The sequence below is a fragment of the Celerinatantimonas diazotrophica genome (genome assembly GCF_004339545.1).
Classification (GTDB): Bacteria; Pseudomonadota; Gammaproteobacteria; order Enterobacterales; family Celerinatantimonadaceae; genus Celerinatantimonas; species Celerinatantimonas diazotrophica.
The window spans coordinates 15,849-28,768 of the sequence record NZ_SMGD01000007.1 but is presented as its reverse complement, the minus strand read 5'-3'; the positions used below and the strand labels follow the sequence as shown (position 1 = coordinate 28,768).

13 protein-coding genes and 1 rRNA gene are annotated in these 12,920 nt (G+C 44.8%); 13 read left to right on the top strand and 1 reads right to left on the bottom strand.

Going from position 1 to position 12,920, the window contains the following annotated elements; all coding sequences use genetic code 11:
• Positions 1-137 precede the first annotated feature (137 nt).
• From rrf to EV690_RS02895, 3 genes are all read left to right on the top strand, one after another.
• Positions 138-252 (top strand): 5S ribosomal RNA (gene rrf, locus EV690_RS02905).
• 381 nt (positions 253-633) lie between these two features.
• The gene (locus EV690_RS02900) at positions 634-1,041 is read left to right on the top strand and encodes an SMI1/KNR4 family protein (protein WP_131911445.1); all 408 of its coding nucleotides are present in this window, start codon (positions 634-636) and stop codon (positions 1,039-1,041) included.
• A gap of 83 nt (positions 1,042-1,124) precedes the next feature.
• Positions 1,125-1,925, top strand: coding sequence for a Tim44 domain-containing protein (locus EV690_RS02895; RefSeq protein WP_131911444.1), 801 nt, complete (start codon positions 1,125-1,127; stop codon positions 1,923-1,925).
• 409 nt (positions 1,926-2,334) lie between these two features.
• Here the strand turns inward: EV690_RS02895 and EV690_RS02890 are convergent, their stop codons facing one another.
• Positions 2,335-3,717, bottom strand: coding sequence for an SLC13 family permease (locus tag EV690_RS02890; protein ID WP_131911443.1), 1,383 nt, complete (start codon positions 3,715-3,717; stop codon positions 2,335-2,337).
• Between the two features lie 76 nt (positions 3,718-3,793).
• Here EV690_RS02890 and EV690_RS02885 point away from each other — a divergent pair, with 76 nt between their 5' ends.
• From EV690_RS02885 to EV690_RS02840, 10 genes are all read left to right on the top strand, one after another.
• Complete coding sequence (locus tag EV690_RS02885; protein ID WP_131911442.1) at positions 3,794-4,627, top strand: AraC family transcriptional regulator; 834 nt, start codon at positions 3,794-3,796, stop codon at positions 4,625-4,627.
• Positions 4,628-4,793: 166 nt separating this feature from the next.
• Positions 4,794-5,162 (top strand): MGMT family protein, encoded by a 369-nt coding sequence (locus tag EV690_RS02880; protein WP_224054954.1) that lies wholly within the window; start codon positions 4,794-4,796, stop codon positions 5,160-5,162.
• Positions 5,163-5,292: 130 nt separating this feature from the next.
• Complete coding sequence (locus EV690_RS02875) at positions 5,293-6,156, top strand: Tim44 domain-containing protein (RefSeq protein ID WP_131911441.1); 864 nt, start codon at positions 5,293-5,295, stop codon at positions 6,154-6,156.
• Positions 6,149-6,466, top strand: coding sequence for a GIY-YIG nuclease family protein (locus tag EV690_RS02870; protein ID WP_317986183.1), 318 nt, complete (start codon positions 6,149-6,151; stop codon positions 6,464-6,466). Before EV690_RS02875 ends, EV690_RS02870 begins: the two co-directional genes overlap by 8 nt.
• 48 nt (positions 6,467-6,514) lie before the next feature.
• Entirely contained in the window at positions 6,515-7,198 is a 684-nt protein-coding gene (locus tag EV690_RS02865) for an HD domain-containing protein (RefSeq protein WP_131911440.1), read from the top strand.
• Between the two features lie 16 nt (positions 7,199-7,214).
• A complete protein-coding gene (locus tag EV690_RS02860; RefSeq protein ID WP_131911439.1) occupies positions 7,215-7,637 on the top strand; it encodes a secondary thiamine-phosphate synthase enzyme YjbQ in 423 nt (140 codons plus the stop codon).
• A gap of 137 nt (positions 7,638-7,774) precedes the next feature.
• A complete protein-coding gene (locus EV690_RS02855; protein ID WP_131911438.1) occupies positions 7,775-9,145 on the top strand; it encodes a sigma-54-dependent transcriptional regulator in 1,371 nt (456 codons plus the stop codon).
• 42 nt (positions 9,146-9,187) lie between these two features.
• Positions 9,188-9,526 (top strand): Hpt domain-containing protein, encoded by a 339-nt coding sequence (locus tag EV690_RS02850; RefSeq protein ID WP_131911437.1) that lies wholly within the window; start codon positions 9,188-9,190, stop codon positions 9,524-9,526.
• 11 nt (positions 9,527-9,537) lie between these two features.
• Entirely contained in the window at positions 9,538-10,752 is a 1,215-nt protein-coding gene (locus EV690_RS02845) for an FIST signal transduction protein (protein ID WP_165872637.1), read from the top strand.
• Positions 10,749-12,854 (top strand): ATP-binding protein, encoded by a 2,106-nt coding sequence (locus EV690_RS02840; RefSeq protein WP_131911435.1) that lies wholly within the window; start codon positions 10,749-10,751, stop codon positions 12,852-12,854. Before EV690_RS02845 ends, EV690_RS02840 begins: the two co-directional genes overlap by 4 nt.
• Positions 12,855-12,920 lie beyond the last annotated feature (66 nt).

The following is a 12,920-nucleotide window of genomic DNA, read 5'->3' as shown; positions in this document are numbered from 1 at the left end:
ACGCAACAGCGCCGATGATAGTGTGGGGTTTCCCCATGTGAAAGTAGGTCACTGCCAGGCTTCGAATTGAGCCCCATCCGTTGGATGGGGCTTTTATATATCATTCAGGTGGTCATGAATTTATTTAAAAGTTTATGCCTGGTGGCCATAGCACTGTGGAACCACCTGATCCATGTCGAACTCAGACGTGAAACGCAGTTGCGCTGATGATAGTGTGGGGTTTCCCCATGTGAAAGTAAGACACCGCCAGGCTTCTATTAAGAGACCCTATCCATTTGGATAGGGTTTTTTTATATCTGGTGTTTTTATCCCAAAGCTTATCTTAGCTTGCTTAAGGTTTTTCTGATTTTCTGTATGCCCTGCGGGCATTGCGGGCAGCGATGTAGTGTAATAGGTGCTTTTAGTCGTTAATGATGCAGCCCTAACTAATTGCGCTTTTGCTTTGTTATCAGAGTATCGCTAACAACATGATATTTCTAAATATTAACTAGTATTAATCTGTTTTTATGATCAACATCTTAGCGGGATTATGTATGCTAACTCTATTGATGAAACACGTATCAGTAGGTTTATGCTTTTAGCGTGCAGTCGTCTATTTTATACTGGCAGCAGATAAATTATTTTGAGGCGACAATGGACGATTATATAGACCTTATTCGGGACGCACATCAGGCTAGTGTTTATCCTCGAGAGCTGCCGAGTGAAGATCAAATTATAGAAGTCGAAGAGCAGGTGTTAATGCCGCTGCCAGATGATTTGCGTGCTTTTCTAATCACGGTTAGTGACGTGATCTGTGGTTCGTTGGAGCCAGTGACAGCTGCAGATCCAAATGAAAATACCTACTTGCCAGAAGTCGCGGCTGTGGCTTGGGACCACGGTCTCCCCCGTTTTTTGTTGCCAATTTGCGCTTATGCAGACGGTTATTATTACATTGATCCGGATGGTGGGATCGGATGTTGGCACGAAGGGGATCTTGAGGAAGGCGAGGTGCAGTGGCCTAATATTTGGGAATGGGCCACGGAGATCTGGCTGAATAGTTAAGCTAGACGCCCGTTCAAAGTGATAATTCAAGTGCCGCAATTTGAGTGCCCTGCGGCTTTAACATGATGATTTTGAGGTTTTCTATGACTAAGCGCATTCTCGCGTTGATGTTAGTCACAATGACATTGCTATGTGTCTCAACTAACGCCAGTGCTCGTAAATTCGGAGGCGGTCATTCTTGGGGGCACAGTTACCACACGAGTCGCTCTTATGGGCATTCCTCTTCTGGTTCTGCTTATCGCTCCGGTTCTCGTGGCCGACTCGGATTTGGTCATGGCTTTTTAGGCGGTATGGTGACCGGGGGAATTCTTGGATCACTATTTGGGCATCATGGCTATGGCTATGGCTATGGTTATGGTGGCGGAGGATTTGGTTTTGGCAGTTTAATCCTGTGGGGGCTGATTATCTGGTTTGCTTGGCGATTTTTTCGTTCTCGAATGGGGCAATCAGGGTCGATGGGATCGATGTTTAATTCCCGCTCCCAATCTAGCGATAGTTTTGACCTGCCACAGGGATTTGATGTAAATGCCTTCCTAGAAGACGCTAAGCACCATTATCATGTCATTCAGAGCGCATGGAATCATAATGATCTTGCTACATTACGCCAGTATCTAGTCCCCGAGCTTTATCAGCAGATGGCCAATGAGCGAGCTAAATTTGGCTCGGCTCCCATGAATGACCGAATTTTGTATGTAGATGCGACGCTAGTGCGTGCTCAACACTCATCTCGTATGCAGCAGCTCAGTGTTCATTTTGTGGGGCAATATGTCACTGATGATGGGCGCCAAGCTAAGATCGATGAAATTTGGCATCTGTGTCTTGATACAGCCCGAGCGAATAGTAATTGGCTGATTGAAGGGATTGATGAACGAAGCGAACAATAACCACGACTCATCGATGAGCGGACATTGTTGGTCGAAATTTTACAGTGTTCTAGCAGGCAAAGTGCTTATCGATGGATGAGTGACAAAAATGACCGGATGTTTGCACATGGCGTGCTCAGAGGGGTGCGCTTTCAATAAACGCCTGCAAACAGCTAACTTCCTTTGCTATTAAACTGCCCCTATTCTCCGCGCCAGTGGCAAGTGCTTGAAGCAGAAAGTGTGCATCATAGAGCCAGCTACCTTTGTGCAAAATTGCTCCTCTTCCTCAGTACGTTTATGTGAGTCAATTTTCAGGAGAGCTGGATTGTATCTAAGAGTGGGTAGGGGACGGTCCTAATGGTGTGTATGGCACGATACAGGACCGATTATTGTGTTTGATAAACGATAACCTATTTAAAATAAATAGTGCTCAGAACATCCCTAAAAACTTCCACCATAGGTAATCCATGGGCACTAAAACAAGTGCTGTAATGATTGTTAATGGAATCGTGATCTTAAGTAGTTTATTCATAGGTTGCTCGGATAATTGCATGGCAACGGTTAATGGACCTGACTGATAAGGAAACAGTACGGTTGAAAAGCCAATGACCTGCGTCATTAATACCGCGTTAAGACTGAATCCAGTCAGGCTGGCGAGTTCTTTAGTCATTGGGGTGATAACAGCAGGAACACCGGGTAATGTTGTAATCAGGCCCGTTGCGAAAGAGACAAAACAAAGAGACAGAAAGTTAATGAAATCATGCTTCGGTTGTAATGGTAAGATATGCACTAATTGATGCGCAAACCAACTGCCTAATCCAGTAGCATTAACGACGGCACCAACGGCCAATATTCCTGAGATAAAAAGAATCAATCCGAAATTCACGCTATGATTGAACTCATTTGGTGTGACCACTCCTATCCCTGGCATTAGTAAAATAATGGCTGCCACTATCCCGATCCAAGCAGGGTTTATGCCATGGATACTATCTGTCATCCAGAAACCGAGTGTTAGTAATAAGACGATGATGACCGTAGTCTGTTTTCGCTTCATTAATGGATCTGGAGAGATATCTTGGTTCGTGCTTGGCGTTGATTTGGGATGATCTGGGAAAAAGAACATAATCATAACAACGATGATGGAACTTTTGAGAATCCCCAGTATTGGATAGTGTAATAACAAATAGTGTGCGTAGGTGACATTAATCCCTAGGATAGTTTGAGCAGCACCTGAGAGCACGATATTGGGGATGTTAGCTGGGAGTATCGCAAAACTTGGGATATGACACCCAAAAGCGATGACTAAGGCAATGGCCGTGCGGCCTTTTGCTTTTGGATTGAAGCCGACACGATCGGCTAGAGCCATTCCTATCGGAATCATCAATACGGTCCGTCCTAATGACGAGGGCATAATAAAAGCGAGCAGCATGCAAAAAAGCATCAACCCTCCTAGTAGCCGTCCATAACTGGATATTAAATGACGCTCCAGAAATATACCGATTCGTTCGCTTAGGCCGACACCTCGAATGGCTGCCGCAATAATAAAACCGGTGAATATCAGCCAAATAGCGGCAGAAGTAAAACCTGAAAATACAGTTGCAGGTGGTGCAATTTTTAGTATCAGTGCACATGCAAAAAAGCCAAGGCTAGCTAAGTAGCCCGGTACGATTCCTGTTGCCCATAGGCTCAATGTAATCAGTACCAGAGCTAGCGTTTGAGCTTGATTGTGGGTCATGCTGGCTGTTGGCATAGTTACCAACAGAATGGCAATTAGCGTTATTCCTGCAACAACTAGCTTTTTCAGGGATATCATAGAATTCAATCATCTTTTGTTATGTTGGTGATTATTTATTCTATTGGATTATTCTCGATGGTAAAATAGCAATATCATGTCAATTTATATCGAGAAAACGTCACGCATGTTACGTCAAGGTCCTGGGTGGAGTTTCGATTCAACAAAACCTGTTATTGTTCATGGTAGCCAGTGGGAAGCGGGTGAAGTTGGCCGTGTCGCCCATGCTCATCCTCGAGGGCAGCTGGTTTGGGCTGATCAAGGGATACTTCGGGTCGATACCTGCCGCGCGCGGTGGGTGGTTCCGAGCAGTCATGCTGTTTGGATCCCCAGTCATATTGTACATGAGATCGTGGCTGAAACGGATGCATCAGGGTGTCATGTTTTTTTAGATTCGGATGTGTCACTCCATCTTTGGCGGAGATGTGTTGTATTGCATATGACGCCTTTAATGAGACAATTATTGTTACGTTTTAGGCAGCTAAATCAGGAGCTGGATCCTCCTTTGCGTCATCATCATTTAGCGATGGTGATTGTTGATGAATTATCTCTGTTACCTGAAGCTCCTCTTTGTTTGCCTAGTGGAACAGACCCGCGTTTAAGGCGTATGACCTCGTACCTCCTTTTAAATCCTCAGGATTTCAGAACTCTATCTGAATTGGTCAGTTTTTCTGGGGCGAGTGTGAGAACAATGGAGCGCTTATTTAAAAGTGAAACGGGATTAAGTTTCACTGAGTGGAGAGGTCGGTTAAGGCTGATCAAAGCGGTCCATTATTTGAGTCAGGGGGAAACAAGTACAGAAATTGCCCGGAAATTAGGTTATCGTAGTTCAAGTGCATTTATTGCGGCATTTCGGCGGCATTTCGGTACTCCTCCACAATCATACCTTGAGCATTCAATTGGGATGCAATCTGTCAAAGCATCCGAATAGTCTATGATAGCATGTGGCTCTAGGTGCTATATGGAACAGATGGATGATCGGTGTCTGTCAGCGGCAAAGTCTTCCCCCATTGGTGAAGTGGCTGGCGGGGATTATTTATTAGAACCTGATGATTTCCTAGGACAAGGGTTTTTATGATGAAGGAGAAGGTGATTGAGTGCTCACCAATCTGAATATGGGCGACAGAGGTTTGGCTAATCCGTTAGATTCCCAGAAAAAGGCGTCTTATCAGGCTCATTTTTACTTAGTTATTGCCAGCATTCCGGCAGGCAAAGTGCTCACCTATGGACAAGTGGCTCAAATGGCTGGATACCCGCGCATGGCCCGCGCAGTAGGGCGCGCTTTAAAAGAGCTTCCTAAAAACAGCAAACTTCCTTGGTTTCGTGTGATTAATGCAAAAGGGGAGCTTTCTTTTCCATTAGGAAGCCCTTCATACCTGCGCCAGCGACAAGCGCTTGAAGCGGAAGGCGTGGTGTTCGTTGGCCATAAGATTTCGCTAAAAGATTATCGTTGGAATGGTGATTAACACCATAAAATTCGAATATTAATAATTGTATTTTCGGTTATTCCGAGTGTCATTGAAGAAAGTGCCGAATTGAGCTTTGAGTAAATCCGCCTAAACTGATTACAACGATCTTTTTCGGTAGGAAAATGTGATGACCTTCAAACGTGTTTCGAGCCTGCTTATTATTGCCTTGGCAGTGCTAACGTTATCCTTAGATGCTAGCGCCCGTAAATTTGGGGGCGGAAAGTCATTTGGTAAGAGCTTTCGTACAGCACCGCAGAAAACACTTAGCCAACGCCAAAATACTCAACCAGGACAATCGGTGGCTAGTAACCCTCGTCGCACTGGTATGATGGGGGGGCTGATGGGCGGATTATTGGCTGGCGGCTTATTTGCCTGGTTACTGGGTAGCGGCGCTTTTCAAGGACTGCAGATGATGGATGTCTTGATCTTGGCCGTGATTGCCTTTATTGGCTTTCGGATTTTACGCGGTATTATGCAAGCCAAGGCGATGAACACTGCGCAAAGCTCTGCTAATGCCACTCAATATCGGCAAAATGGGCAATCTTTCGAAGGTACAACAGGTGGAACAGCAGAACCTGCCAATCGAAATGATGAGGATTTCGTGCCATTTGATCTGCCTCAAGGCTTTGATATTAGCCAATTCTTAGAAGGGGCGCGAGGTCATTACAATATTTTGCAAACTGCATGGAACCAGAATGATCTAGCTAAAATCCGTGAATATATGGCACCTGAATTGTATCAGGTGTTAGTCGATGAGCGTGCGAAATTAGGGACTGAGGTGCTCAATAACCAGATTTTGTATGTCGATGCGAGCCTAGTTCGTGCCCAGCAGAGTGCTGGTGCTGCTCAGGTGAGTGTTCATTTCAGAGGAAAATATAGCGATACTCAAAATCACGAACATCCGATTGATGAGATCTGGCATTTGCGTCGTGAGCTCGATACAGTCAGTTCAGACTGGTTGATTGAAGGTATTGAAGAACGCGGTGAATGATATATCAACACCGATTTGGTCAGTGTATCTGATCCGAACGGTAAGCAATTCGCTTTATACCGGCGTGACCACCGATGTGGCTCGCCGGTTTGCAGAACATCAAAATGGCCATAAAGGCGCTAAGTATCTGCGTGGGAAAGGCCCCCTCACACTTGTTTATTACACTCCTTGTCAAAGTAAACAACATGCTTTTTCTTGGGAGTCTTTCATTAAACGCTGGCCTAAATCAACCAAAGAAGCATTAGTGAATAGTCAACTTCCTTTGTCTGTTTTTGCCAGTCAATTTGGCCTGTCAATGAAGTTTTCGTGAATACTTTGTTATAGACTGATAGACAGACTTATTTATTAGGTGTTTATCATGCTAAAACTAGCGCAGTGGGAATCTCAGTTTGAAGCGTTTGTGGCCGCTCAGGTTAAAGCTGACCCTGCCCATGATTTATCACATATTCACCGGGTTGTTGCCACGACCAAATTGCTTTCTGAACGTGCTGGTGCGGATATGTATATCACCCTGCCAGCGGCTTGGTTGCATGATTGTGTGGTCGTGGGTAAATCTGATTCATTGCGTAAACAGGCGTCGCGTTTATCAGCACAGCGTGCTCGGGCCCAGCTCATTAGCTGGTATTATCCAGGACAGTATATTGAGCCGATTTGTCATGCAATTGAGGCTCATAGCTTTAGTGCTGATATTGAACCGATCACACTTGAAGCAAAAATTGTTCAAGATGCCGATCGCATTGATGCATTAGGTGCTATAGGTATTGCTCGTTGCTTTGCTGTTGGCGGTAGTTTGCAGCATCCAATCTACATCGAGTCAGACCCATTTTGTGAAGTGCGTAAGGCGGATGATCAGCAAGCAAGCCTTGACCATTTTTATCAAAAATTACTAAATCTACCTCAGACCTTATCGAGTGAAGTTGGACGAGAGGAAGGGCGACAGCGGGTTAAATTTATGCGTCTATTTTTAGAGCAATTACGTGCTGAACTTTCTAATGAGCAATTGATGGTGAGAACGAATGAGTTGAGTGATCATCAATCGTGAAAAGTTATGAGGATTTATGTGGTTTCAAAAAGAAATTCAATTGAAACCCCGTCAGCGGGGATGTCATTTAATTACCAATGAAGTGCTCGAACAATTACCGATTGAGAATATCAGCATCGGTCTTGTTCATTTGTTATTACAACATACTTCCGCCGGATTAACATTAAACGAAAACGCTGATCCGACGGTACGTCAGGATTTTGAGGCTGTGATGAATCATCTAGTTCCTGCGGGCGCGGCTTATTATCAGCATACGTTCGAGGGGGATGATGACCTGCCAGCGCATATCAAAAGCAGCTTATTTGGCGTGAGTTTAACGTTACCCATCAATAACGGACATCTGCAGCTTGGCACATGGCAGGGGATTTATTTAGCTGAGTTTCGAAATTATGGTGGAACCCGACATATTATGGCTACTATTCAAGGTGAGTCTGATTAACTTCGTGTGATTCATCAGCTAAAGCCAGCATCTAGTTATTTATCATGGGTTAATTACTGTGCAATCTGTTATTATAAGAGTCATCTGCTTAGGAATGTTATACCGAGTTATGTTGATGTCTAGAAGAGGATGGGGTGATGAATAAACCGCGGGTGTTGTTGACTGAAGATTCTGCATCACTGGCGGTTATGTATCGAGCTTATCTGCGTGATGAACTCATTGATCTGGAGCATGTCGACTCTGGAGCGAAAACGCTCGACTACTTAGAGCGTCAGTGGCCTGACGTACTATTACTTGATCTGATGCTGCCTGATATGGACGGTATGGATATTCTTCAGCAGATTTATGAGCAGGGACTCAATTGTTCGGTGGTGATTATTACTGCACATGGCTCAGTGGATAAAGCCGTGGATGCGATGCGCTTTGGTGCCAGCGATTTTTTATCCAAGCCTTTTGATGCCAAACGTCTGAAAGTGACCCTTGCCAACATTTTAAAAATGCGTCGTCTAAATCAGTTAGTGCACGGTGCGCATGATCATAATCGAGAAAGTTACTTCGATTTTGTTGGGAACAGTGTGGCAATGCAGCGTGTTTATCGCGTCATTGAAAGTGCAGCCAACAGTAAGGCAACCATTTTTATAACAGGTGAAAGTGGTACGGGTAAAGAGCTGTGTGCCAGCGCAGTACATCAGGCTAGTGGTCGTAAAGATGCGCCATTTATTGCATTAAACTGCGCCGCTATTCCAAAAGAGTTGATGGAAAGTGAGATCTTTGGGCATCTTAAAGGTGCTTTTACAGGGGCGGTGAGTGATCGCAAAGGCGCTGCTCGTTTAGCTAATTCTGGTACATTATTCTTAGATGAAGTCTGTGAGATGGATTTAGAGTTGCAAAGTAAATTATTGCGCTTTATCCAGACAGGTAGTTTTCAGCCTGTAGGTAGCAGCCAGACCGAAAAAGTGGATGTTCGATTTATCTGTGCAACTAATCGAGATCCACTCGAAGAAGTTCGTCAAGGGCGTTTTCGCGAGGATCTATATTACCGATTGCATGTGATTCCTATTTCTTTGCCTCCGCTTCGTGAGCGTGATGATGATGTACTGCTTATCGCAGAATATTTACTGGCGAGGGTTAGTGAGGAAGAGGGGCGGCATTTCCGCGGGTTTGATAAAAAAGCCCAGCAAACGTTACGTAATTACGACTGGCCCGGTAATGTTCGCCAACTTGAAAATGTGATTCGTAATACCGTGGTATTAAATGAGGGGGAATGGGTTAGCCGAGCAATGTTGCCCTCGCCGCTGAATGATTTACAGCTGATGCCAAATGCCTTTAAACCGCCTGTGCAAGCTGTCGAAGTCACTCAGATTGACCCCTTGTGGAAGCAAGAACGTCGCGCTATTGAACAGGCGATTGAATTTTGTAATGGTAATATTCCTAAAGCAGCTTCTTTATTAGAAGTAAGCCCTTCAACTTTATATCGAAAATTACAAAGTTGGGAAAATCAGGTGTGAATATTGCTTAGTTTGCCTCTTTAGGCTTCAAATGGATTCTTTATGCAGCCATTACTTTGTGAAAAAACCCTGCATCAGTTAGCCGATGACATTGGTCCTGATCTGTTACCCGAATTATTTAATGTCTTCGTTGAAGAAAACACGCCTCTACTAGAATCACTGAAAAGTGATTGTGACCATTGGGATTTGCCACAGTTGCAATCACTCTCTCATACGCTTAAAAGCAGTGCCGCCAGCTATGGTGGATTACGTCTGGCGGAGCTTGCCACGCAGCTGGATCTGGCCTGTAAATTATCGGATAAAGTTACGATACAAACGCTATTGCCAGAGTTCATCGATGTCTATACTCAGACTTTGGAAGTCATTAAACAGCGTTACTGAGTATGTCAGAAATGAAAATAGCAACGGCCTTTTCAGTTGCCCGTCAGACTCAAGAGGCATGTTGCGAAGCCATTACCTCATTGAAGCAACAGCTTTGCCATCCTCCTGACTTTATTGTCTGTTACTATTCTGCAAATTATCAATATTTGCAAATTGCAAAAAATTTGCAATTTGCATTTTTATCAATACCAATGATCGCATGCAGCAGTTGTCGTGGTGTTTTTACCCAAGCTGGATTTCATAGTAATGACGGGTCAGGGCTGGCTTTATGGGCGATTACAGATAAATTTGGTAGTTATGGCACGGGTCTTGAATATATACAAAAAGACAGTGATATAGCATCTATTCGTAAAGCGTGTCAGAAAGCATTATTAAAAGCGCTGGATGATGCTAAACGTCCTGGGGAATTGCCTGAGCTCATTTGGCTGCATTCATCTCCGGGATATGAAGAACAAATGATTACTGCGCTGGAAGAGCTGGTCGGTGGACAAGTTCCTATTGTTGGAGGTAGCGCAGCAGATCAATCTATTTCGGGACATTGGAGTTTGTTTAATCAAACTGCAATGGCCACACAGGGTGTAGCAGTGGCGGCACTGTTTCCAGGGGGGGAGATCGGCTATTCGTTTCATAGTGGGTATGTGACGAGTCGAGCCCTGGGAATAGTGACCGCCAGCCATCATCGCACAATCCAATCTATTGATTCTCGACCAGCCGCTGATGTTTATTTTGAAGCAATTGGGGCTGATTCTCACCAAGTAGATTCAAGCTCAATACTTCCTTTAAGTGCTTTTTATCCGATTGGGCGACTGGCTGGACATCTTGATAGTTTACCGTTTTATCAGCTCGCTCATCCTCGAGCCATCACCGATGGTGGGGGACTTAAGTTGTTTGCAGACGTTCATTGTGGCGATGAGCTATATCTCATGGAAGGTTCTCGAGAAAGCCTGATTCAACGAGGTGGGCGAGTGACTCAAATGAGCTTAACTGAGCCTTTTTCACGGCAAAAGCCGATTGGCGCATTAATTATTTATTGTGCGGGTTGTATGTTGGCTATTGAGCATGATATTGAGGAAGTCGTTGCCAGTATTCGGAACTCGTTGGTAGAGCCGTTACCCTTTGTCGGTGCGTTTACATATGGTGAACAGGGGCATTTCATTACTGGTAGGAATGGTCATGGTAATTTAATGAGTTCTGCGGTGGTTTTTTATCAGCGAGAGCGCACATGAATGAGCATCCTTTTTCAGAAGAAAACATGCGAGAGTCGCTTGAAACGTTAACCCAGAAAACGCAACAAGAACGACAGCGGCGTATTGATACTGAATTAATATTACAAGGAAATCATCGCCTTTCTTTAGCCAAGGAGCCGGACCAGGCTTGGCAGGTCTTTCTCAAATTATTACGGCAGTTTTTCGATTATCAGCACGCCATGATTTGGCGCTGCGCAAAAGAAGGTTCTTGGCAGTTATTTTGGCATGATCTGCAGGAACCGAGTCTCGAACCGATGCTCAATTGGCAGCCCCATGAATGGACGCAACGATTACTCGATGGTGAAGTCAGTGCGATGTTCGACCCCGGCCAAATCTTTGAGTTTCGCACGCTTGCCGAGCCCTTGCCTGCCTATTTCGTCTCGGCATTAGGGTGTGCATTGCAAGGTGAGGTCAATCATTGGCTGTTGATTTTGGGAGATACTCATCAAGGCCACTTTGGTCCCTACCATCGGCAACTGCTTAAACGGCTCCGTCCCCTGTTGCGTCAGCAATTGATTAATCTCGAATACCAAGCGCATTTAAAATCAATGGTGGCTCAGCGTACGGAAGCGTTGTTACGCAGTGAGCAGCGTTTTAAGAGCTTTGCCCAGACTGCATCCGATTGGTTTTGGGAAACCGATGAGCAGTTGTGCTTTATCTATATCTCGTCTGGGTTAGGGGCAGAAAGTCAGCCTATTTATAGTTCTCTGCTCGGCCAGTCGCTGTTATCACTGACGGTTGCCGCGGCCTCGAAAACAGGCTCCGTTCAGTTCAAGCAAAAGCTAAACCAACGGCAGCCCATTCATAACCTCGATTTTACGATTACAGATGATGTGCAGGAACCGTTCTGGGGGGCGTTAAGTGGTGAACCTTACTATGATACGCAAGGGGGGTTTATGGGGTATCGCGGCAGTGTTCGGGATATTACCCAAGAGCGATCTGATCGTTTAGCTCTTCGTAAAGCTAAAGAGGATGCAGAAAAAGCCAACCATGCGAAGTCTGATTTTCTGGCAATGATGAGTCATGAAATTCGCACCCCCATGAATGCTATCGTGGGGATGGTGGAGTTATTGAGCGAAGAAGAAAATTCAGAACAGTCGCAAACATTGCTCAATAATGCCCATAATGCCTCGCGTTTATTGCTCAATATTATCAGTGATGTGTTGGATATCTCTAAGTTAGAAGCTGGACGGTTGGAGCTTGAGCAACAGCCTTTCTTGTTTCGTCAGGTCATTGAACAGGTTTATGGTCAATTGCTGCCGAGTGCAACCGCAAAACAGATCGAGCTTCGTTATGAGATGGATGAATGTGCCGACTACTTTTTAATCGGTGATCCGCATCGATTAGCACAGATATTGATGAATCTTGTTGCTAACGGCATTAAATTTACAGAAAAAGGACAAGTGTTAATTCGACTTCGCTTGATTGATGGCAAAGCACAAAGTTGCCAGTTACAAATTGAGGTGGTTGATACGGGTATTGGCATTAACGAGGGCGATTTTGCGGTGTTATTTGAACCGTTTCGCCAGCTTAGCCAAAGCCATGCGCGCCAATTCGGGGGCACTGGTTTAGGGCTGTCTATTGTCAAACAGCTGGTGGATGCGATGCAAGGGCAGATTGCAGTCGATAGCCGTTTGCGACAGGGAACTGTATTTCGAATTATGCTGGAATTGCCCAGAGCAAAAGCAAAACGGCACACTGAGCCGCAAAATCCTTCTTTATCACAGCTCCGTAAATTAGATATACTGGTAATTGAGGATAGTCCTTCCAATCAGCTCGTGATTCGATTGATGTTGGAAAAACTGGGACATCGGGTAATCATTGCTAATGATGGTTATCAGGCATTAAGTATTCCTAATATTGAAAAAATAAATTTGATTTTCATGGACTTACAAATGCCTGGCATCGATGGATATGAAACTACCCAACGACTACGGCAACGTCTTATTCGGTGTCCTATCATTGCTTTGACCGCTAATGTTCAGGAGCGTGAACGTTGCCTTGCATGTGGGATGAATGAACTGTTAAGCAAACCGGTGCGCCGTCAGGAACTGGCTGCACTACTCCACCAATTTTTTTAACCCATCGCCATTGATTCAAGTCTTAATTGAACGACTCCCTAGGTGAATTTAATGTGAAGTCCGTTA

Bases quoted from the DNA above. Each gene is read 5' to 3' on its own strand.
- EV690_RS02900 (WP_131911445.1), top strand. From the start codon at position 634: ATGGACGATTATATAGACCTTATTCGGGACGCACATCAGGCTAGTGTT.
- EV690_RS02895 (WP_131911444.1), top strand. From the start codon at position 1,125: ATGACTAAGCGCATTCTCGCGTTGATGTTAGTCACAATGACATTGCTA.
- EV690_RS02890 (WP_131911443.1), bottom strand. From the start codon at position 3,717: ATGATATCCCTGAAAAAGCTAGTTGTTGCAGGAATAACGCTAATTGCC.
- EV690_RS02885 (WP_131911442.1), top strand. From the start codon at position 3,794: ATGTCAATTTATATCGAGAAAACGTCACGCATGTTACGTCAAGGTCCT.
- EV690_RS02875 (WP_131911441.1), top strand. From the start codon at position 5,293: ATGACCTTCAAACGTGTTTCGAGCCTGCTTATTATTGCCTTGGCAGTG.
- EV690_RS02865 (WP_131911440.1), top strand. From the start codon at position 6,515: ATGCTAAAACTAGCGCAGTGGGAATCTCAGTTTGAAGCGTTTGTGGCC.
- EV690_RS02860 (WP_131911439.1), top strand. From the start codon at position 7,215: ATGTGGTTTCAAAAAGAAATTCAATTGAAACCCCGTCAGCGGGGATGT.
- EV690_RS02855 (WP_131911438.1), top strand. From the start codon at position 7,775: ATGAATAAACCGCGGGTGTTGTTGACTGAAGATTCTGCATCACTGGCG.
- EV690_RS02850 (WP_131911437.1), top strand. From the start codon at position 9,188: ATGCAGCCATTACTTTGTGAAAAAACCCTGCATCAGTTAGCCGATGAC.
- EV690_RS02845 (WP_165872637.1), top strand. From the start codon at position 9,538: ATGAAAATAGCAACGGCCTTTTCAGTTGCCCGTCAGACTCAAGAGGCA.
- EV690_RS02840 (WP_131911435.1), top strand. From the start codon at position 10,749: ATGAATGAGCATCCTTTTTCAGAAGAAAACATGCGAGAGTCGCTTGAA.